Source organism: Planomicrobium stackebrandtii (assembly GCF_030814955.1).
GTDB classification, from domain to species: Bacteria; Bacillota; Bacilli; order Bacillales_A; family Planococcaceae; genus Planococcus; species Planococcus stackebrandtii.
Map to the genome: position 1 here is coordinate 1 of NZ_JAUSWB010000001.1, position 21,550 is coordinate 21,550.

21 protein-coding genes and 2 pseudogenes are annotated in these 21,550 nt (G+C 39.9%); 18 read left to right on the forward strand and 5 right to left on the reverse strand.

Translation table 11 applies throughout. From position 1 onward, the window contains the following. Positions 1–144: 144 nt before the first annotated feature. A complete protein-coding gene (locus QOZ98_RS00005; protein WP_308785514.1) occupies positions 145–708 on the reverse strand; it encodes a cysteine hydrolase family protein in 564 nt (187 codons plus the stop codon). A 118-nt stretch (positions 709–826) separates the two neighbouring features. On the opposite strand from QOZ98_RS00005, the gene QOZ98_RS00010 reads away from it, so the two are divergent. Beyond that, positions 827–1,270 carry an Lrp/AsnC family transcriptional regulator gene (locus tag QOZ98_RS00010; RefSeq protein ID WP_308785515.1) on the forward strand — a complete coding sequence of 148 codons (444 nt, stop codon included), beginning with the start codon at positions 827–829 and terminating at the stop codon, positions 1,268–1,270. A gap of 245 nt (positions 1,271–1,515) precedes the next feature. Here QOZ98_RS00010 and QOZ98_RS00015 read toward each other — a convergent pair whose 3' ends face one another. Further along, positions 1,516–1,851 carry a winged helix-turn-helix transcriptional regulator gene (locus tag QOZ98_RS00015; protein WP_308785516.1) on the reverse strand — a complete coding sequence of 112 codons (336 nt, stop codon included), beginning with the start codon at positions 1,849–1,851 and terminating at the stop codon, positions 1,516–1,518. A 678-nt stretch (positions 1,852–2,529) separates the two neighbouring features. Here QOZ98_RS00015 and QOZ98_RS00020 point away from each other — a divergent pair. The 9 genes and pseudogenes from QOZ98_RS00020 to QOZ98_RS00060 all read left to right on the forward strand — a co-directional run bounded on the left by QOZ98_RS00020 (position 2,530) and on the right by QOZ98_RS00060 (position 9,213). Continuing rightward, positions 2,530–3,300 carry an MBL fold metallo-hydrolase gene (locus QOZ98_RS00020; RefSeq protein WP_308786123.1) on the forward strand — a complete coding sequence of 257 codons (771 nt, stop codon included), beginning with the start codon at positions 2,530–2,532 and terminating at the stop codon, positions 3,298–3,300. Positions 3,301–3,430: 130 nt separating this feature from the next. Then, a complete protein-coding gene (locus QOZ98_RS00025) occupies positions 3,431–3,991 on the forward strand; it encodes a GNAT family N-acetyltransferase (protein ID WP_308785517.1) in 561 nt (186 codons plus the stop codon). A 142-nt stretch (positions 3,992–4,133) separates the two neighbouring features. Continuing rightward, positions 4,134–5,135 carry an LLM class flavin-dependent oxidoreductase gene (locus QOZ98_RS00030; RefSeq protein ID WP_308785518.1) on the forward strand — a complete coding sequence of 334 codons (1,002 nt, stop codon included), beginning with the start codon at positions 4,134–4,136 and terminating at the stop codon, positions 5,133–5,135. 286 nt (positions 5,136–5,421) lie between these two features. Continuing rightward, complete coding sequence (locus tag QOZ98_RS00035; protein ID WP_308785519.1) at positions 5,422–5,904, forward strand: hypothetical protein; 483 nt, start codon at positions 5,422–5,424, stop codon at positions 5,902–5,904. 447 nt (positions 5,905–6,351) lie between these two features. Continuing rightward, positions 6,352–6,906 carry a S66 peptidase family protein gene (locus QOZ98_RS00040; RefSeq protein WP_308785520.1) on the forward strand — a complete coding sequence of 185 codons (555 nt, stop codon included), beginning with the start codon at positions 6,352–6,354 and terminating at the stop codon, positions 6,904–6,906. Positions 6,907–7,320: 414 nt separating this feature from the next. Further along, positions 7,321–7,560, forward strand: a complete 240-nt coding sequence (locus QOZ98_RS00045; protein ID WP_308785521.1) for a helix-turn-helix transcriptional regulator — start codon at positions 7,321–7,323, stop codon at positions 7,558–7,560. Then, positions 7,550–7,900, forward strand: coding sequence for a DUF2178 domain-containing protein (locus tag QOZ98_RS00050; RefSeq protein WP_308785522.1), 351 nt, complete (start codon positions 7,550–7,552; stop codon positions 7,898–7,900). The genes QOZ98_RS00045 and QOZ98_RS00050 overlap by 11 nt, the downstream gene beginning before the upstream one ends. Positions 7,901–8,066: 166 nt before the next feature. Continuing rightward, positions 8,067–8,389, forward strand: a pseudogene (aspA, locus tag QOZ98_RS00055) (aspartate ammonia-lyase); the annotation flags it as partial. Positions 8,390–8,415: 26 nt separating this feature from the next. Further along, positions 8,416–9,213 carry a fumarylacetoacetate hydrolase family protein gene (locus QOZ98_RS00060; RefSeq protein ID WP_308785523.1) on the forward strand — a complete coding sequence of 266 codons (798 nt, stop codon included), beginning with the start codon at positions 8,416–8,418 and terminating at the stop codon, positions 9,211–9,213. Positions 9,214–9,326: 113 nt separating this feature from the next. Here the strand turns inward: QOZ98_RS00060 and QOZ98_RS00065 are convergent, their stop codons facing one another. Further along, positions 9,327–9,527 carry a tyrosine-type recombinase/integrase gene (locus QOZ98_RS00065; protein WP_308785524.1) on the reverse strand — a complete coding sequence of 67 codons (201 nt, stop codon included), beginning with the start codon at positions 9,525–9,527 and terminating at the stop codon, positions 9,327–9,329. Beyond that, entirely contained in the window at positions 9,490–10,455 is a 966-nt protein-coding gene (gene xerS, locus QOZ98_RS00070) for a tyrosine recombinase XerS (RefSeq protein ID WP_308785525.1), read from the reverse strand. Before xerS ends, QOZ98_RS00065 begins: the two co-directional genes overlap by 38 nt. A 455-nt stretch (positions 10,456–10,910) precedes the next feature. On the opposite strand from xerS, the gene QOZ98_RS00075 reads away from it, so the two are divergent. From QOZ98_RS00075 to QOZ98_RS00110, 8 genes and pseudogenes are all read left to right on the forward strand, one after another. Then, positions 10,911–11,594 carry a response regulator transcription factor gene (locus QOZ98_RS00075; protein ID WP_308785526.1) on the forward strand — a complete coding sequence of 228 codons (684 nt, stop codon included), beginning with the start codon at positions 10,911–10,913 and terminating at the stop codon, positions 11,592–11,594. A gap of 2 nt (positions 11,595–11,596) precedes the next feature. Beyond that, positions 11,597–12,601, forward strand: coding sequence for a sensor histidine kinase (locus QOZ98_RS00080; RefSeq protein ID WP_308785527.1), 1,005 nt, complete (start codon positions 11,597–11,599; stop codon positions 12,599–12,601). Positions 12,602–12,720: 119 nt separating this feature from the next. Further along, the gene (locus tag QOZ98_RS00085; RefSeq protein WP_308785528.1) at positions 12,721–13,404 is read left to right on the forward strand and encodes an ABC transporter ATP-binding protein; all 684 of its coding nucleotides are present in this window, start codon (positions 12,721–12,723) and stop codon (positions 13,402–13,404) included. After that, the gene (locus QOZ98_RS00090) at positions 13,401–15,980 is read left to right on the forward strand and encodes an ABC transporter permease (RefSeq protein ID WP_308785529.1); all 2,580 of its coding nucleotides are present in this window, start codon (positions 13,401–13,403) and stop codon (positions 15,978–15,980) included. The genes QOZ98_RS00085 and QOZ98_RS00090 overlap by 4 nt, the downstream gene beginning before the upstream one ends. Positions 15,981–16,263: 283 nt before the next feature. After that, on the forward strand, positions 16,264–16,512 hold the full coding sequence (locus QOZ98_RS00095) for a hypothetical protein (protein ID WP_308785530.1): 249 nt from the start codon (positions 16,264–16,266) through the stop codon (positions 16,510–16,512). Positions 16,513–16,796: 284 nt separating this feature from the next. Continuing rightward, positions 16,797–17,315, forward strand: a complete 519-nt coding sequence (locus tag QOZ98_RS00100) for an SMI1/KNR4 family protein (protein ID WP_308785531.1) — start codon at positions 16,797–16,799, stop codon at positions 17,313–17,315. Positions 17,316–18,121: 806 nt separating this feature from the next. Beyond that, positions 18,122–18,457: pseudogene (locus QOZ98_RS00105) on the forward strand (lamin tail domain-containing protein); the annotation flags it as partial. 738 nt (positions 18,458–19,195) lie between these two features. Further along, the gene (locus tag QOZ98_RS00110; protein WP_407676694.1) at positions 19,196–19,984 is read left to right on the forward strand and encodes an endonuclease I family protein; all 789 of its coding nucleotides are present in this window, start codon (positions 19,196–19,198) and stop codon (positions 19,982–19,984) included. Positions 19,985–20,484: 500 nt separating this feature from the next. Here the strand turns inward: QOZ98_RS00110 and QOZ98_RS00115 are convergent, their stop codons facing one another. Continuing rightward, positions 20,485–21,102 carry a hypothetical protein gene (locus tag QOZ98_RS00115; RefSeq protein WP_308785532.1) on the reverse strand — a complete coding sequence of 206 codons (618 nt, stop codon included), beginning with the start codon at positions 21,100–21,102 and terminating at the stop codon, positions 20,485–20,487. Positions 21,103–21,550 lie beyond the last annotated feature (448 nt).

Below are 21,550 nucleotides of genomic sequence, written 5' to 3' on the forward strand. Positions count from 1 at the left end.
AGCAGAAGGACCTAAAAACTTCAGATTCTTTTTTTACTACATAACCTAAACTAAGTAAAAACGAATAAAATCTTAGTTTCTCAACAAGCTGAAAATGGAAACTTGTATAAAAACAAGTTTCCATTTATATTTAAGTCACTATATTTACAGACTTTCGGTTTTTTGTTGCAAGAAATTCTCTGTCGATGTTACTTCGGCATACATACCTTGGAGTGCGCTAACAAACGAATAATGAACTTGTTCGGCTGAAACGACTTTATCTTGATACGATAACTCTCGAGTCGCACAGGCATCTTCGATCAAAGTTGTTTCATAGCCTAAGTCTACAGCAGCACGCACAGTTGCGTCGACGCACATATGTGTCATCATACCCACCACTACCAGCTTGGTTATTCCTTTGTCTTTTAATTGACTCTCCAAGTCTGTTTGCAAAAAGCTGTTCGCAAAATGTTTGACGATGATGCTTTCGTGTTCAAAAGGCTGAACCGCTTCATGTATTTCAATGCCTTCTGTATCCGGAAGAAAGAAGCCCATGGCGGGGTTGCTTGCTATATGCTGAACATGAAAAATGTTTTCTTTCTGATTGTCTCTGAACCACTCGAGAATTTTTGCTGCATTGTTAGCTGCGCTTTCAGGCTTGCTCAGTTCCATTTTTCCGTTTTGAAAATAGTCTTTTTGAATATCAATAATAAGTAAAGCTGTGCTCATATTTTCACCTCATTTTTAATTTTTCCTACACTTTAATGATATACACCTTCGCTATTTAGATACAGAGGCTGGTGAAGAAATTTCGCATTATATTATTTCACCATGAAAGGAATTGACTATGGAACTTAACGATATTGATTTTCAAATCCTACGCTTGCTGTCTGAAAACTCACGAATTCAATGGAAAGACTTGGGTGAGCAGATTCATATGACGGGCCAAGCTGTTGGTCATCGTATCAAAAAGTTGGAAGACAACGGCGTCATTAAAGCTTATTCACTGATTGTTGATGAAATGAAGTTAGGATTTTCTTATACGGCATTTGTTATTATTTATATGAAAACAGCTAATCACGGGAAGTTCATCGAATTTCTAGATGTACGGCAAGAAGTGATGGAAGCGCACCGGGTATCAGGAGAAGGCTGCTATCATGTAAAAATAAAAGTGACTTCCCAGGAACAATTAAATCTTCTGTTAAATGCCATTCTGGATTACGGGAACTACACTTTGTATCTCTCCATTAAAGAGGTCAAACAGCGTATTTCATTGATTGAGGGTAGATGAAGTCATTTAATTAATTCAAAGAATCTCTGCTTATAAACTCATACCCTATCCTCTTGAAAGGGGGGGGTTATCGTAGGGTGCTAGAAAATTTACATTCTAGAAAAAATCACAGACTCTTCACGGTTCACAATAAAAAGGCTGCGATACTTGTTTAAACAAGTATCGCAGCCTTTTCCTTTTTGGGAACTATTCTTCAGTCACTTAAAAAATACATAGCTCAAGTGATCAGTAGGGAGATAAGTTTTTTATTTCGCTTTATTGAATTCTCCCCATTGGCACATCTCTTGAACGATTGGCCAGAGTGTTTTTCCTTTTTCGGTAAGGCTGTATTCAACTTTTGGGGGGATTTGTGGGTATTCCTCCCGATGAATTAACCCGTCACTTTCCATCTCTTTCAATGTGGAACTGAGTGTCCGGTAAGTTATTTTCCCAATCATACGCTGTAGTTCGTTATAACGCACGGCATTGTTGTTCGATAGATAGTAAATAATCAGCAACTTCCATTTTCCATTGATGATGGAAAGGGTGTAGCCAAAGGAAGTTTCCTGGCTATCTGCCACACTAATCTTGGATGTTTTCATAGTAACACTATCCTTTCTGATAGTATATGCGAAAAAAGTGCATACTTGTTTATATATTTGTACTCACTATATAATACATTTAACTTCAAGTAAAGAGTTGCAGCAGTTTAAAAGTGAAATTTCAGGTAGTCTGCACCTTGCGATTCCTTTAACATTCAACGGCGTTGAAAAGGGAGTTGAATCGAAGTTCTATTGAGGAGGATCAGAAAAATGAGTTGACTCATCACTATTAAGAATTGAAGAAACTGATGCCATTCTAGTCGGCCGTGCTTTAAGTTGTGGGCTTATCTAATAACTTCTGCAATGAAGGAAGAATGGTTGGCATACGTTGTTCAGTTACAAATTCAGGGCAATAAATATCCGATATTCTTCTGTTTGCAAAAACATCCTGCGTTCAAAAATATTCGCTATAGACAAGGTTATACCACCAACGAAACCGAAAAGGTGCTGCCATAACGACAGAGTAATTCACTCAGGTCATTGGGTTGTCGATCTTGATGAAAAAAAAGACTATTAAATTTTAGAAAAGAGGATTCATCGATTATGAAGAAATTCAAAAAAACATCTATGCTGACTATGAACATGCTTTTGGCGAGTAGCATATTGGCTGCTTGCGGAACTCCACAGAATACCCAGCCAGCAGAAGAGCAAAATGCTTCTCCACAACAAGAGCAGGATATGGTTATCCAACAAATACGAAATGCGACAGTAACGGTAGAATACGGTGGTCAAAAGTTCTTAATTGATCCTATGTTCTCCAAAAAAGGCGAATTTGATCCTTTTCTTCCTGCCGAAAGAGATGATCGAAATCCAATCGTTGAATTGCCAATGTCCGTTGATGAGATTCTTGAGGGTGTAGATGCTGTCATCGTAACTCATACACATGAGGATCACTTTGACCAAGCAGCAAAAGAACAGCTGCCTAAAGACATGAAGATGATTATGCAAGATGAAGCCGATGCGGAAATGGCCAAAGAATCAGGATTTACGAATATTGAAGTCATGGAAGAAGAAGTAGGTATAGATTTTAATGGAGTCGAACTTACTGAAGTGGATGGTCGTCACGGACATGGAGAAACGGCAAAGCTCATGGGGAATGTGATGGGGCTTGTCTTCCAACACAAGGATGAAAAAACTGTGTATTTAGCTGGTGATACCGTCTGGTATGAAGAAGTACAACAGATTATCGATACCTACAAACCAGAAGTTATTATGCTGAACGGTGGCGAAAACCAATTTGTTGAAGATGGCCCTGTTGGTCCTCTTATTATGGGCAAAGAAGACGTATATGAAGTTTACAAAGCTGCACCCGAAGCTGCCACAATTGTGAGCCATATGGAAGCCGTGAACCATTGGGGATTATCTAGAGAAGAATTACAGAATTTCATTAACGAAAAAGGAATCGAGTCAAACGTATTTGTGCCAGATGACGGAGAATCTTATTCCTAATAAGATGAAATAGAAATAATTACAATAGGTTTTAACTGTAGAGAGAGACCCTTTAGGGGTCTCTCTCTCAACATAAAAAAGAATTGAGCTCAAATGATGGCAGAAAGAATAACTTAAAGGAGTGGATATTATGATTTTAAAACTGGAACCACTAACCAAAAAACAGCACAATTTCGGTAAAGTAAAAGAGTTGTATTATGGATCATTCCCGAAAAATGAACAGATTCCCATGAACCTTTTGCTGTGGAAAGCAAAACAAGATTTTGTTGATTTTCTCGCACTATATGACGAGGGTCAATTTGTCGGTTTTACTTATTTAATCACCCATAAAGATTTAACGTACGTGCTGTATATCGCAATCGATAGCAATGCCAGATCAAATGGCTATGGCGGCCAGGCACTCGCTGAAATCAAAGAGAAGTATCCATACAACCGTATCATCCTCAATATAGAAGTTGTGGACGAGGCAGCAAACAACCATGAGCAACGAGTAACCCGAAGAAAGTTCTATACCCGGAATGGCTATAAAGGCTCCACTTATTTATATCAAGACCGCTGGAGCGTGTACGAGGTTATGGTTCACGGTGGAAAGGTTAGTGCGGACGAGTTTCATGCTTTATTGAAAATATATGCTGGAGCTTTACTGTTTTCAGTCTTTAAGCCAAAAATAACGTCATCCACGGCAGGGTGAAATAATCCCTTAAACAAGCGAATAACACTATAGCTTGAGAGGTAAAACCGGAAATGCATAAGCTTTGACAAAGTGGGCTTCGTTTCAGTCAAAGAGAAAGGCTATCCGTATAGCAATACAACACAATTTTAGAGGTGAAGTAATGAAGAAATATGATGTATCCGTTTTATCTGTTGCTCCATTAAGACAAGGTGAAACCATGAAACAAGGGATTGATTCTGCGGTATCGGTAGCAAAAGCGGTTGATAAGATGGGCTACAAACGGATCTGGTTTGCGGAACACCATAACCACTATGCGTATGCCAGTGCCGCTACCGTATCCATCGTGCAGCATATATTGGCCAATACCGAAAACATTCGGGTAGGTTCCGGCGGAATTATGCTGCCGAACCATTCTCCGGTAGTTGTCGCTGAGCAATTTGGAACACTTGAAACCTTGTACCCGAACCGCGTGGATTTAGCGTTAGGCCGGGCGCCGGGAACGGATCAAAAAACTGCCGATGTGATTCGCCGTTCGAATCATAATGGCGTGTTTTTCTTTGAACGGGAAGTCCGGGATATCTTGCGTTATATGGGGGATGAAGAAGATCAGGGAGAGGTACGAGCCTATCCAGGTATCGGAACCAATGTTCCGGTCCTGATCTTGGGCTCCTCAACCGGTTCAGCAAAAATCGCTGCAAATCTGGGTCTGCCTTATGCATTTGGCGCTCAATTTTCACCTGAGGCGATGGAGGAAGCGCTCGCCATTTACCGGAAAAACTTTCAGCCGTCTGCATATTTACAAGAGCCTTATGTGATTGCTGCTATAAATGTGATTGCAGCTGATTCCATGGAAGAGGCGGCATTGATTTCCGCCAGCCATTTACAGGTGTATATCGATATCTATACGAATAATTTAAGCCAGCTGATCCCACCGACTCCCGACTTTCTTGAATCGCTGTCCCAAGTGGAATTGGAAATTCTTCACCACCGACTGGGATATACCATCATGGGAGATCCGGAAACGATTCGCCGGGAACTGATTGACTTCCAACAGACGTACCAAGTGGATGAAATCATCGCCCTATCTGCTATCTACGACCTTAAAAAGGAAATACATTCCTATGGAATTTTCAAGCAGATAAGCGATGCCTTGTTTGAATAAAAGGTATTTCTTCTTTTGATAACTAATTAAAGGCAGCATCCATCACTACACCAAAAAGTGGGAGGGGAAGAGCGAAATTAACATTGCTTTTTCTCTTTCTTTTTATATGTGTATTTATCCATTTTTTGAAAAAATATTTTCCTTCCTTCTCAGTGTGATCGCGATATATTATGTGTAACTAATTTAAAAAGAGATTTTTCAATTAAGCTATCAGTTAACATATGATAGATTATCGATTTATACCAAGAATATGATAGAATTAGGAGATAGTTAGGGGGAAGTACAAATGAAAAAACATACTACGAAAACAGGTACTTCAACATCGTTAATTAAGAAAGCTATTTTTGCTTCACCTTTTATCCTTCTTGCTGCACTGGTAGGACTAATCGCTTGGGCCAATCTTTCTCCTGTAGAAAGTGAAGCGGCTGATGAATATTCTAAAGACAATGTAGATGTTTCTGAAGGGAAAGAATACATAGAAACAGCTTGGCAAAATTGGAATTATGACGGCAACAGCGGATTTGAAAATCTGGAGTATAGAGCTAATGGGACAGATATGGGGTATAAAAATAATGTAACCTTTATCGCTATTAAATCAATCGAAGAAAAACAACAAGAAGCGTTGGGTCTGAGTGATGAAATAGCTGAAATGCAAAAGATTATAGGCTTGTTAGATGGTAACCCAGCCGCATTGTCTGAAATGGAACGACAAGATTACGTAAACGTTTTTAATGAAAAATTGGAAGCAGCATACAACTCAATAAAATAATAAAAGAAGGGAACCTTAATGGCTCCCTTTTTTATTATAGACCAAACGCTTCTGCTCATGGAACGAACTTTGCTGAATTACCTGCCCTAGGATGGGATTCACTGATCTCAAGATGGACAGAAGTGTTAAGTTGTCCCGAAAATGGAGAAGTAACTCAACGTTCATCTGATCAATATCAGTCCAGCTGGGAGGAGGTCTATAAAAATCCAGCAACCGGCTTTTATTCTGATTCGGAGACAGAATGGAAACATCTGAGTGGACATTCACAAGCCGAATTTTCGGGGAGGTTCCTCGGAGGCAGCACCAGCACGTTGCGCCTATTGATCGGTACGCCTTTCGATCAAGTAAACGACTATGTTTCCAAGTATGCTGCTGAAGAAGGGGGGAGTGTGGTATTTAGAAAGCGTGGGCATGGATGCAATTAATATCTACCGGAGTTTATGGCAAATGAAACAAGCCGATTGGTTCAAGCATGCAAATGGAATTTTCAAAAAGTGCTTAATGCAATCTAATTCGTATCAAATTGAGTCCTCTTTGGCATGGAGCGATGATGCTTGGTTCTTAGATCAAGATAATCGAAATTTGGAATCCACATACTGGAAGGTTTATAACAAAGGTCATACAAATGGGCGACTCTTTGGCGGTAATTTATGTACATTGAATTTACTGCAAGGAACATCTTATATGCCAAATCTAGAAAATACCATATTATTTTTGGAAGACGATGAGATGACAATTCCTGAAACATTTGCGCGCGATTTATCTTCTTTACTTCAATCAGCCGGAAAGATAAATGGACTAGTCATTGGACGTTTCCAACGTGAGTCCAAAATGACAGAAGAACACCTATTGTTTTTGTTTGATAAATTGCCGATTTTAAAATCAATTCCGGTTTTATACGATGTGGATATTGGCCATACACAACCAATATTTACTTTCCCAATTGGCGGCAAAATAGAATTGAATAGTGAAGAAAACCTAATAAAGATGATTCAATTTTAATGAGTTCGTAAAATATATGTAAGTCGCTATCCAGACTTATACTTTTAGAACATGTAAAGAGAGTTAAACACATTTTAAAGATAGTTAGCAAAACTACAAATCATTTACATATCAACACATAATGGTAGGAGTGGTGACTCCAATAGCAATACCCAAAGAGGAAGAAGAGGCTGATTGTTCTCTTCTTCCTCTTTGGGTAATATAGGTGTACTTTTACGAACGGTTCAACTCCAGAACAGTAACAATAGATTGATGTGTGAACCTGACGGAATTATGAATTTTGTCAGGTCTATTTCATACTAGAACTTTTTTGAAAAGTATTTAAGTTGAAAGTACATTTATTTTATATTTTATATAAGTATACTTTACTTTTGTAAATAAATATTTTATAATTTGGTTTAAGAGGTGATGATCATGAAAAAAGATTTTGGTGATTCGATATCCAATAAGGTTTATGAATATCGTGTACTCGCCAGAATGTCACAGCAAGAATTAGCAGAGAAAGTGGGGGTTTCCAAACAAACCATCTTCGTTATGGAAAAAGGAAACTATGTCCCAACTCTGTTGTTGGCTTTTCGAATTGCCGATTTTTTTGATGTTGATGTAAACGATATTTTTACTTATGTGAAAGGAAATGATCAAAATGATAACTAACTTTATCGTAGACATCCATAATGCTATTTTTAACCCTATAAGGTCCTGGGCTGAACAATCTACGGGAAATTGGAATATGCTTATTGGAGTTGGTTTTATACTGCTTATGGGGAGTGCAATTTTTCTCTATGCTGTTCATAAGAAGATTGGGGAAGCTGACGAACGGACAAATCAAATCTTTTTAAAAAGTAGTTTTTATATGCTTGGAGCGATCATTTTGTGTGACATGATTTTTCCTAAAGAGTATATGTGGACCATCTTTTTTCTGTTCAAATATACACTGGCATTTTTAGCAGCTGGAATTTACATGGCTGTCCAATATAAAAAGGATTTTGTATAACGAAAAGTCGAGGGGCGAAGCCCAGCCTTGAATCGAACAGGAAAATGCTTACTAAATAAAAAAGTGGAGTTAAAGAAAAATAATTATAATTTACATATAATAACATTATAGGAAGGGACGGGGGTTGCTGCCATTCCTTTTCTTCTTTTTTGAATGAACTTATCCTTCTATAAGTATTATGAATAATGCATTCAATGTGTTTACCGATTCTGTTTAAGTGGTATCGAAGCTAATGTCGAAAGATTAAAAGAATATGTCGAAAAAAGTGTTGGTGCAATTACTGCATTGAATCCTCATATAGGTTATGAAAGTGCAGTTAGAATTGCTTGAGAAGCAATTCTAACTGGAAAAATCACTAGTGAATTATTTAAGGGTTTATTAACAGAAGAGGACATCGAATGCATCCTTGACCCTTATGAAATGACTAATCCAGGTATTTCTGTTTCGAGATTATTAGCTATTAATTACACAATTGTAAATAGGATTTAAGTTTAAAGGAAAAGGTGATGTTCGAAATGCAAATACTACAAAAAACACAGAAAATAGTTCGTTATCAGGCTCCTAATAGCAAAAGGTATTATGGAGTTGTCGAAGGTGATGTAGTCCTACAATCTTCTAGTGATTTTACTGAAATTGTAAATAATGAAATAAAATTTGATGGTATAAAACATAAACACAGTGACATAAAAATTTTAGAGCCTGTATCACCCTCAAAAATCATTAATTTCGGTTGGACATATGCTGAACATGCAAGGGAGACTGGGGGAACGGCTAACCTGAAGGAACCGTTTCTATTTTTAAAGCCAATATCTTCTCTAATTCCAAATGAAGGAGAAATCATACTTCCTTCTAGTAATTTAACTAAACAGGTGGAAATGGAAGGGGAAGTTGCCCTTGTTATTGGAAAACGCGGAAAAAATATAAAAGAAGAAGAAGCAATGGATTATGTTTTTGGCTATACCATATTTAATGATGTTACTGCAAGAGATCTTACAAAAACGGATCCTCAATTTACCCGCGGTAAAGGTTTTGATACTTTTGGTCCATTGGGTCCGTGGATTACAACAGGTATAGATCCAACAAATTTAAAAATAGTCACAACTTTAAATGATAAAGTAGTTCAGGAAGGAAATACTAATGAGATGTCACTGTCACTGCCTTTTCTTATCAGTTGGATTTCACAAGTTATGACACTGGAACCGGGAGATGTTTTAGCAACTGGTTCACCTGCAGGTAGTTGTCAAATGAAGTCAGGAGACATAGTTGTTGTGGAAGTAGAGAAAATTGGTAAACTACGTAACTATGTAAAATAATAGATATAGTTTTTAAGGAATTTTAATAGCTCAACGTTAGAAGTTGTTCAGTATTAAAATGCATATGAAAAAGGACAGATAGCTTACTAAGCCATTTGTCCTTTTCAATGCCCTTACTTTTCGGTATCTGTACGCTTTAAGCGACTGGTTTCCATACGCGTTAGTACTTGTTCGTTATCTTTATTGGATAGATTGGTATAGAGAGAAGTAGTTTCAATATTGCTGTGACCTAGCTGATCTCGCAGAAGGACAATACTTCCGCCATTTCGTATGAAATCAGCCGCAAAACTGTGTCGTAGTTTGTGAGGGCTCATGCAATTCTCCCTGAGCGAATGCTCCAGTGTATTTGGTTACCAAGTTTTCGATGGCACGACGGGAGAGAGGACGGGCAGAACCGCCATAAAGCGTGACAAAAAGAAAAGGCACTTCTTTCGATCCGGTATACATGGCTTCCCGGATTTCGATGTATTCTCTAAAATGGTGAAACGCCTGATCCATGACCCGAACAGTATCTTCTTTTGAACCTTTTCGTTTGATATCGATCATTTGCTTCTTGAGGTTCACTTTCTTGACGAGCATACGGACCATTTCCCCGAGTCGGATGCCGCTGCCGAGGAACAAGGAGAGAATCGCCAAATCCCGATCCTTATCCCGGTTAAACCGCTGAAGGGCAAGTCCACTTGTCAACGTGATTTCGTATTCTTGGTCAATGAACTGAAGAAAATCATTGATTTCATGTTCGTTCAGTATGACAGAGCTGATTTTTTGTGCGCGGCGGCTGGCCGTTTCTTTTTTCGTGTGCAACACAATTTTGCTCATTACGTTTCGGTAGAAGTACGATTCCCCGTCCTCATCCTCGGTCTCTTTCGTGAGGTAGTTAAAGAGTGATTTTAACGCATTGACAGAAAGGGCAACGACCGCCTGGCCGCGCTTTTTCACAGCCTCATTTTCATGTGGAATGGATTCTTTCTGCAAGTATTCAAGGTACATCTCTACGTCCTGCTTTTTCAGTTTGGCTAATACGGTATAAGAAAAAGAAGAGGTGTCTATGGCATCTGTCAGTCCTTCCCGGAGCAGCCATTGGAAAAAGTGCTGATACTGGTAGAGGTACTGCAGCAAGGTATCAGCCGAAAGACCAGCGCGCTTCTTGGAGCGGATGTACTCGACGACATAATACGGCATATCTTTCAGCTGATGTTCAATCCGTTGGAGGACTTGCAGTTCATCAGGTGTAAGCGCCATATCATAGTGGCCTCCTTTTTATGTATTCTTATATGTTCGCAAAATGTAATTTAAACGAACATATAAGGATTAAAAAAGAAGGTAGTTCTATTTTTATTATTTCATAGTTTCAATATCATAAAGAGTTTCCAAGTATGTATCAAGCCTTTATAAGTTTACATATGACGACTTATTAGTAGAAGCCGCGAATATAATAATATTATTGAAGTAAGAAGGAAGAGTGTATGCTTGTAATTGAGCACCATCTCTTCCTTTTGGTTTATTAAAGTGTCCTTTTACGAACGCTTATTTTGAAGTACGATGCTGTACTAAATTTTAATGTGCAATTTGCAATATGCTTAACAAAAAAAGCCTCTGGTCATAGAAAGCAAAAGCATGTATCGTTGATTCGTTAGGAATTTACGATGCTAGCCTTTTGATTTAAGAATTTCGAATGAAATAATAGGGGGATACACATGAACATCCTAGTTGTCGAAGACGATCGCACCATCGCTTCCGGATTAACATATTCGCTTCAACAAGAAGGTTTCCAAACAATTTTGTGTTATACAGCAGCTTCAGCAAAAACTGCAATCGAACAACAGCTTAGCGACATTGATTTATGTTTGCTCGATTTGTCTCTGCCAGATGGAAGTGGCTATGATTTATGTAAGCTGGCTAAGGACAAGCGGGACATTCCAGTAATTTTTCTGACGGCATTTGATGACGAAGTGAACGTGGTCATGGGTTTGGACATGGGAGCCGATGATTATATCACTAAGCCATTCCGCATACGCGAACTTCAATCACGCATCAATTCAGTGCTGCGCCGTTACAAACACAAGAGTCCAGCTAAATCCCTCATGCACCTGGGAGATGTCCAAGTAGACACAGTGAACGGAAAAGTACGCAAAGGCGGCAATGAAATTTTTTTAACGGCTCTGGAGTATCGGCTGCTATTGGTTTTTGTTAACCACATCGGACAAATTATCACGAGAACGCAGCTGCTTGATCGGATCTGGGACGTCGGCGGGGATTTTGTCAACGACAATACGTTGACGGTTTATATCAAACGGCTGCGTGAAAAGCTCGAAGACGATCCAGGGCAGCCTGTTCTCATCAAGACCATCCGCGGTATGGGCTACAAGGCAGGTGATTGAGTTTGCTGAGAAATCGCGAAATTCAGCTCTTCTTTACTGTTCTTGCTTTTTTCAGCTTAGCGGGCGTGTTGCTTGCAGCTGCGTTGGGTTCAGTTGCAGCCGCTTGGAGTGTGTTTGCCATCTCCATCGTATTGATTACAACTACTGGTATTTTCACGTGGTGGCGCTACAGGGAAATCGATAAGCTATCAGGCTATCTGCAAAAGATCAGCAATGGCGATTACCAGTTGGATGTTCGAGACAATGCTGAAGGAGAATTGAGCTTGCTTAAAAGCCAAATCTACAAAGTAACGACAAGGTTATCAGAGCAAAGCAACACACTCCACGAAGACAAAGATAAACTGACAAACGCCATCTCTGATATCTCCCATCAATTAAAAACGCCGCTTACCTCCATGATGATCATGGCAGATTTGTTAAGTGACCATCGGATTGACGATGAAAAACGCACTGAATTCACTCGGAATTTGAACATTCAGTTGAAACGGATGGACTGGCTTGTTTCGTCGCTCCTGAAGTTGTCAAAAATTGATGCCGGTACTATTGCTTTCAAAAAAGAACCAATACTAGTTGCCGAGCTCATCGAAAAAGCACTCGCGCCTTTAATGGTGCCAATGGATATTAAAATGCAGCAAGTAGATATCCAAGGGGACAAGCTTGCTGCATTTTCAGGAGATCTGAACTGGACCGCTGAAGCGCTGATCAATATTTTGAAAAACTGCGTTGAACATACCGCACCTGGTGGGAAGCTGTCTGTTCGTTACACGGAGAATGTACTTTTTACTGAAATTACAATACTGGACAATGGAAGCGGCATATCAAAACAGGACTTGCCGCACATCTTTAAACGTTTCTACAAAGGCAGCAATGCAAGCGATGAGAGTGTCGGCATTGGCCTTGCGATGGCTTATAGTATCATCACTAGCCAACAAGGAGATATCGAAGTGAGAAGCGAACCGGAGACGGGCACGGTCTTTCATATTAAATTCTACAAGCAGGTGGTTTAAATTGCTCCTGCTTTTTTTGTATATTGCAAAGTGACAGAACTGTCACTCCCCGAGTCATCTCAAAGTCATAAAGTCTCCTTATACTGAAACTAGAGATGGACATAAATGGAGGTTTTCTAATGACAATTGTAGAAGTAAAAAACTTATCAAAAGTATATGGTGAAGGCGAAACAGCTGTGGCTGCGCTGGATGACGTGTCGTTTTCCGTGAACAAAGGCGAGTTTATTTGCATCATCGGACCATCGGGGTCAGGGAAATCGACATTGCTCCATTTGCTGGGCGGGGTCGATCAGCCAACGAGTGGCAATGTATCAATCGACCAAACGGATGTTTATACGTTGGACGAAACCCAACTCGCGATTTTCAGGCGTCGGCAAATCGGTTTGATTTATCAATTTTACAATTTGATTCCGATTTTGACCGTCGAAGAAAATATTACCTTGCCGATGTTGTTGGACGAGCAAAAAGTGGATCCGCTGCAATTCAACAAAATTTCGAATGCATTAGGGCTCGAGAACCGGTTGTCTCACCTGCCCAATCAGCTTTCGGGCGGCCAGCAACAACGTGTGTCAATCGGGCGGGCACTTATCAGCAATCCGGCAATTATGCTGGCAGATGAACCGACGGGCAACCTGGACAGCAAAAACAGCGAAGAAATCATGAATCTGTTGAAAATGTTTAATAAGACATACAATCAAACCTTGATCGTGATTACTCACGATGAGCGCATCGCTCTGCAGGCCGACCGTATTATTTCCATAGAAGACGGTAAAATAGCAAAAGATGAGGTTATCCGCCCATGAATATCATCAATAAAGTCACCATCCGTCATTTAAAGCAGAACAAACGCCGCTCGCTTGTGACGATTATTGGGGTCATCATTTCTGTTGCGATGATTACAGCAGTGGCCACACTGGGCGTATCGTTTCTTGATTTGATGGTTCGCCAGGAAATCGAGAAAAACGGTGAATGGCATGTCCAATACAAAAATGTAACGGAAGAACAGATAGAGGCAATCGAACAGGATAGCGGCACACAAAATATGGTTTTCTCAAGCGATGGGTATTCAATCTTGGAAGGTTCCCAAAATGATTTCAAGCCGTATTTGTATTTCAAAAACTACGATGAAGAGGGAATGGAACAGTTTCCAATTACTGTCTCTGAAGGACGTTTGCCAACTACGAAAGAAGAAGTCGCTATTTCAGATGTGATTCAAGATAATGTTGAAGTGCCTTTTGAAATCGGAGATGAGCTGACTGTTGAAGTCGGTGAGCGGGTCCATATAACCGATAACAAGCTGTTATCGCAAATGGACTCACTTCAAACCAATGAAGGCGAAACCCTTGAAAAGCTGGATGAGTTAGAAACTAAAAATGTAACAATTGTTGGAGTAATCGATCGGCCAGCTTGGGAACCAGCTTGGTCACCAGGCTACACGGTGATTGGATATGTGGATAAAGCCACCATTGCTAAGGGCGAAACACTGGACGTTTTTGTGACCGTTGCCAAGCTGGAATCGGAGCTTTTTGACCATGCCGATGAATTGGCCGATAAGAATGGAATTGTTGGCGTTCAGTTTAATTCCGAGCTGCTCCGTTATTATGGCCTGACAGACAATGACAATCTGCGGGCTACGCTATTTTCTTTAGCAGGCATTATTATGGCGGTTATCCTGATCGGCTCGGTTGCACTGATTTATAATGCATTTGCAATCAGTGTGTCTGAGCGAGCCAGACATCTGGGCATGCTGTCAAGCGTAGGGGCAACGAAAAAGCAAAAACGCAATTCTGTATTTTTCGAAGGTGCAGTGATTGGAATAATTAGTATTCCAATTGGCCTCTTGGCTGGGCTTGGAGGAATTGGACTGACATTTGTCTTTATCAATCCCCTTATCGAAGATGCACTCAATATTACGGAAAAGCTGGAACTGGTAATTACACCGGCTTCTCTGATTCTGGCATGCAGTATTTCGATTTTAACAATTTTCATCTCTAGTTATGTACCGGCAAAGAGAGCGTCCAAAATATCAGCGATTGATGCCATGCGCCAAACACAGGATATCAAGCTGGTTGGAAAAAATGTCAAGACGTCCAAATGGGTTCGGAAAGTGTTCGGCCTTGAAGCTGAGATTGGTCTGAAAAACGTTAAACGAAACCGCAAACGCTATTTGGCGACCGTGTTCTCACTTGTCATCAGCATCGTCTTATTTTTATCCGTGACTTATTTTACTGACGGCTTGAAAAAATCTCTGGAAATGTCCCAAACCGCCAGTCAATTCGATCTGCAAATCAGTGGAAGTGGGTTGGACGAAGTTGACCTGGAGATTTATGCACAGCTCGAACAAGTCACGAAGACATCATTGATCAAAAGTGCACAAGCAGAAGCATTTATCGAATCTGATCAGCTTCCAGGACAACTAACAGAACAATTGGAAAACGGGGACATGTTCCTTGAAGATGAGAAATTTCGTTACTATGTCGATCTTCAAGGCATAGACGATGCAAGTTTTGAAGCCTATGCCAAAGAGTTGGGGATAGAGGGGGATACGTTTGCAGGCAACAGGAAAGCCATTGTCATCGACCAAACTTCATATGAAGACGCAGATTCCGGCAAATTTATTGAAACAAAAACCATCAATGCCGAAGTTGGAAACGAGATTGAATTGCAGAAGATCCTTTACAGTGAGACAAATGAACAACTGGAAGGGGAAATGTTGAGTACATTTGAAATTGCGGCTTTGACTGACCAAGTGCCAATGGGTGTCCAAGAGGCGGGGCTTGGCGGTCTGACAATTATCATTCCAAAAACAACCTTTGAGCAATTGGATTTTACTGAAGATGAAAATTCGACTTCCATCTATGCAACCAGTTCCGATCCGATGGCAACTCAAGCAATGATTGAAGAACAAAACGATAACAATATCCAAGTGTATAATATCTATCAACAGCGCCAGCAAGAAGAACAGATGATTTTACTTATGTCCGTTTTTATCTACGGTTTTATTACACTGATTTCGCTCATTTCCATCGCGAATATCTTTAATACAATATCCACAAGCATTTCCCTTCGGAAAAGGGAGTTTGCGATGCTGAGATCGGTCGGTATGACTCCGAAAGGGTTCAATAAAATGATCCGCTACGAAAGTCTTTTTTATGGAGGGAAAGCATTGGCTTATGGACTGCCTATCAGTATAGCAGTGATGATCGCAATGCATCGTTCGCTAGGCTACACGTTCCAATATGAATTTTCTCTTCCGTGGATGAGCATTTTTTTTACGATTGTGGTGATTTTCCTGATTGTTGGAGCGGCCATGCTGTATTCAATTATCAAAATAAAGAATGCGAATATCATTGAAAGCTTGAAGCAGGAGAATGCGTAACGCAGAAAAAAAAGGGGCAATTTTATAACAATAGGCAGGGAAAGACACAAGAGCAATAAAGAAAAGCAGTAGTTTACAAATGAGAGATTAGCGGAAGGAAGAAGCTTGTATTAGAGCTTCTTCTTTTTTTGTTCGTAAAAGTGTACTTTTACGAACGGTTTTGGTTTTAAAGCAAAATAAAAAAGATCAGGAGATATTGGGTCATCTTGGTATAATATATAAGAAACTGGATTTATAATTCATGTAAAGTTGGCTAATAAAAATAAATTAAAGGTGGAATAGAATGAACATATTTGGTTTGTTGTCTCTACTGATGTTTGTTATTAGTGTCACTGCATTCTTAATAATGAGAGGACCAGATGGAGATATTTATTTAACCATAATAGTATTAAGTACCCTTTCGGTTATCGGTGTGTTATTTGCAGTATTATCTAAACAATTGCTATGGAAGGTATTAGGTATTGTTGTGAATTTGATTCCATTACTATTTGCCTTTCTACTTTTATTCGCAATGGGAATAAGTGAGCCTTAAAGAATTCAAATGAAACAAATTAAAAACTCCCTTTATACAACTAAAAATTCAAAGCATTTGAAGAGTATGATGCATCAGGATTATTAAGTATTCGAATGTAACAAAAGTGCAGTTAAGTTACATTCAATCTCCAAAATTTCATCGATTATCTTGCTAATTTGCCAACATCAAGTTTTGAAATTATTAAGGAAACTTTGATTTGTTTAGCACTGGAATTTTATACAGGTACAATCTCAACATAATATACAAAATACTCACGAAGAGGTGGAGGTGGAGAAGAGTATATGTCTAAATTAACTTCAGCAATAAGTAATTTGAAAAAAAGATTGGATAAGGATGAAGCTCTGTTGGTCCAACAGGAGGATGGATACTTTGAAAAAGTATATGTGAAGCTAAATGCCCCTGCCACAAAAAAAGAAATCGAACATTTTCCATTTAAGCTGCCGCAAGATTATGAAGAATTTTTACGACTGCATCACGGTGGACGCCTCTTTTTTACTAAAGACGGTGGAAATAATGGGATAGAACTTTACACGATAGAACAAATTTTAGAACATAGATCGTATTACGATGATGACTTTCCCGAAAACTGGTATCCAGTAGCCATGGGCTTCGATGGTTCTTTTCTTATCGTTACGGATCAGCCTATAGAGGGCGGGTATTTAAGTTGGTACGAAACAGGAAATGATTTCGATGACGATATATCCATCGGAATGACATTCGAAGATTGGCTTGAAAAGTTGATTATCGCTCAAGGCTCTAAGTTTTGGGAATGGGATGTTAGAAGACCAACAGGGATATAAAAAAACTTTTCAAAAAGAGATTTTGCTTTGGATTGGCTCTGTTTTAGATATTCAACAACTACCTGCAGTCGTTTTAGTGAATCTAAATGTAACTTATTAGTAATTAAGTTACATTCATAAACCGCATTTCATTGTCTTGATCAGAAACCTCAACGAAACTGATTTTATTAGAAAAAATGATACATTTAAAAAGCTAGCACATAAGGTTTTAAAGATCGAATTTTAAAGAATACCAGTTTACATATCATGAGGTTACTGGAAGCTGCATGAAACAGGAATTAGAAAGGAAAAGGAGAAGCTGAGGTGCAGCACCTTAACGGGAATTAAAGGCTCCCACCGAAGTGCAACACTTAGAAGGCAGGTCATTGTACTTGCGGGCATTCACCGCGATTTTTCATTGCGATCGAAGACCAGGAAACCGGATTAATTTATACATGGGAGCCATTGCTGAACCGATGAGCGGCAAATAAGCTAGAAAGCTCTGCAGAAATTGTTTACGTGCCTGGCACACAAACAATTTCGCAGAGCTTTTTGCGTTTTATTAACTTTATGTAAGTTTTGCTAAATAACGTTGACGAAGAGGAAAGCGTTCGGTAAGATTTAACAAGAGAATAGAAAAAATTGTAAATTAAATTAATGGATTATTAAATAATTTACAAAATTTTATTGAGAAAAGTCAGATAAAAAAGCGGTGTAAACAGAAAAAGGAGGCCGACAATACGATGAACAAAAAAGTATGGAACAAATCAGCAAAGGCGCTATTATCGGTAGGGTTGGCTGCGAGCCTGTGGTTGCCTGGTTCACAAATGACGGTACAAGCAGCTACACCGGCAAGCGATCTTTTTATTTCGGAATATGTTGAAGGCAGCAGCTTGAACAAAGCAATTGAAATTTACAACGGAACAGACGCTTCAATCGAATTGAGCACTTATTCCCTAGCGTTGTATGCAAATGGCAGCACATCAGTGCAAAGCGAAATGACGCTTTCCGGTACTGTTGCAAGTGGTGATATAGTAGTTCTTTATAATAGTGGCGCAGATCCGGCAATTCAGGAACAAGGAGATCTGCAGAATAATGGTGTCATCAATTTCAACGGTGACGATACATTGGTATTGGAAAAAGATGGAGTTCCGATCGATTCGATTGGCCAAGTGGGCACGCGCATTGAAAACACGAAAGATGTTACGCTGGTCCGCAACCCGGATATCCAAGCTGGCGACAGCGTAATAGATGACGCATTCGATCCCTCGGCTGAATGGACTGCGTACCCCTCTGATACATTTGAACACCTGGGTAGCCATACAATGAGTGGGTCCGGTGAAACACCAGTACCTGCTCCAGAACTGCAGCCAATGGAACCCCAAAAAAGTTTTCATTACGAGAACCTAAAAAAGAAAAAAATGACGATTGGCCAACCAAGCGTGTCAGTGACGTTGAATGGAAAAGCATCCATCACGGATGGAGTCTATATGAAAGGAAAGTACGGCGAATTCCATGGTTCGGGATTTGCAGATGTCAAAGTGGTATTAAGTCCTGCTCGTGCAAATTCGATTTTTGATTTTACGGGAATTGATGTAAAGGAAGTAGTGGTGGATGGCAAGAACGTTTCTGAAATCAGAGGAGCTGAAAACATCCGGGTGATTGATTTTACCAATGGTGCGGATTATGAAGAGATTCGCTTCTACAATTCGGATGATGAGCAGATCCCTTCTCCGCATTTTCCAAAGGAAAATAAAGCACCAGTAGCAACGAAAATGTTTGCCGGGGAACAACTGTGGGCAGGGGATCGCTTACAGTATGACCTGACGGAATATTTCTCTGATCCTGAAGGACAGGCTCTCTCATTCTCATCGACAAAAGGGACGGTAACCGGATCTACCTTGACGCTCGACTTGCCGGAAGGCTCACACATAGTCGGCGTGACAGCAAGTGATGGCAATCAAAACGTCACACAGTCATTTTCAGTGACTGTGTCTGCAGAAGCTCCTGCGCCAGAAGAATATTATGATACAGCAGATGGCTTGCAAGGCGAGGTTTTGAAAGCAGAACTCCATGAAATCATTGATGACCACCGTCAACTCAGCTATTCCCAAGTATGGGACGCATTGAAAACAACGGATGAAGACCCGAACAATCCGAACAATGTCCTTTTGTTGTATAGCGGGGAGTCGCGCTCAAAATCTTTGAATGGCGGCAATGTCGGGGACTGGAACCGTGAGCATACATGGGCGAAGTCTCATGGCAGCTTTGGAACGGCAATGGGGGCAGGCACGGATATCCACCATTTGCGTCCGACGGATGTACAAGTGAACGGACTGCGTGGCAACTTGGACTTTGATTACGGCGGCACTGCAGTGCACGGCTGCGATGGCTGTTTGCGAACAGCTACTTCATGGGAGCCACCGAATGAAGTAAAAGGTGACATCGCCCGGATGCTGTTTTACATGGCAGTCCGCTACGAGTCACATGACGCGGTGGACTTGGAACTGAACGATCTTGTGAATAATGGCTCAATACCATACCATGGCAAGATTTCCGTTTTGCTGGAGTGGCACGCGCAAGATCCTGTCAGTATTTGGGAACAGCAACGCAATGAAAAAATCGAAAATATCCAAGGCAACCGCAACCCATTTATCGACCATCCAGAATGGGCCGAATCGATTTGGTAAGAAATTGTTTGTGTGAAAGATGTCTCTAGTTGCGAAGTCATCGCTTATAAAATCGCAACGCCTCAATGTAAAATTTTAATGGAGCGGGAAAGCAATGGCATAAAAAAAGAGCACTCTGAGAGATGACGCCCCCATTGAAAAGCCTTCCTTTGAAATCGATACGAAACAAAAAAGAAGACAGAAGGCAGGAATATTGGCCTTCTGTCTTTTTTGTTCGATTATAGTTCTATAAAAATGCTCATTAACAGTTTACATATGAGGGATTAACAGAAGTAGTAGTAATTTTAATCGCAACATTAAAAGAGGAAAACCAGTGCTGATTTGAAATGGTTTTCCTCTTTCGTATGTATAAGTAGATTTTTAAGAGCGCTTAATCTTTAAACGTTGGATATGAAGAGCGGATGACGTACAAAGACACCGACGAACTGGTCGATTATTTGTTGAAAGAACAGTAAAAACTCTACTTTCAAGTATAGTTTTTTCTTTTTCCAGCCGGCCATTTACCGCAGATTCTTTTTGCCGACTCTATTTCCGATTAATGTGAATACCAGGATACCGAAAATCACTACTGTAGTTTCCAGTAGATCAAAATACAGGAAAGACGTCAGTGTGTTATCCACCCAGCGGTAAACAATCACGGCTCCATAAGAGAGGAGAAGTCCGCTTGCTGCACCAGCGACAGTTCCTGCCAAACTGAATCGTTTTGTATCGTGTTTAATGAAGAATAAGCCGACCAGCATACAGACGAAGACCAACACATTGAGATATACATATAGCGAGTCGCTGTTACCAGAATATGGCCGAATCCATTGGTTGAGGAGCTGAAGCAGGCGAACGAGCCAGAATCCGAATCCTGCCCCCAGCAGAAGACCAAGCATATTCAGTCGCTTATAAAAAATCAGGAAAATGATAAATAACAGCAGCACCAAGAACAATGCACTATAAATTAGAAACATGAAAAGATCGAAAATAGGTCCAAATGATCCAGCTTCCGGAGAAGGCATCTGTACAACTTCATTTAGATAAAAAGCATAGACTCCATATATTCCTAACTCTATACTGGCTGCGGCCATTACTGCGGCTACTGCCGAAATCAAGAAACGCATAAACCACTTCATAGTCAATCTCCTTTTTTTGTAATGGTAACAGTAAACTATTGTCCTAGCTATTGTATAAGAAATCTAACTCTTTATGGTTTAAATGAGTGCCAAAAGGCGATGGAAATCCTGTTGCACTGCTTTTTGAAGACGTTTATTTACGAAGATATTCAATCCTGTAAGAAGGCTACTAGATTCTACGCGGATAAGATAGGCGAAACATGATCAGCTATGAAATTTTTAATGGATTATCTAGCCATCACAGGAATCTAAATTAGCGGAACCCATTACATGCTGAACTTCATAAAGAAACTGAACAAGAATCAAGCCTTTAAGAAGAAAATCAGCGATTAGATTGCGTGGAGAAAATTATGAGTGAATACTTTTTAGAGACAATGTGAAGTCATTCCACATAAATGGTTAAGATTTAATTGTGTGTATTCGGCTGATTTCGAAAAACTATATATTA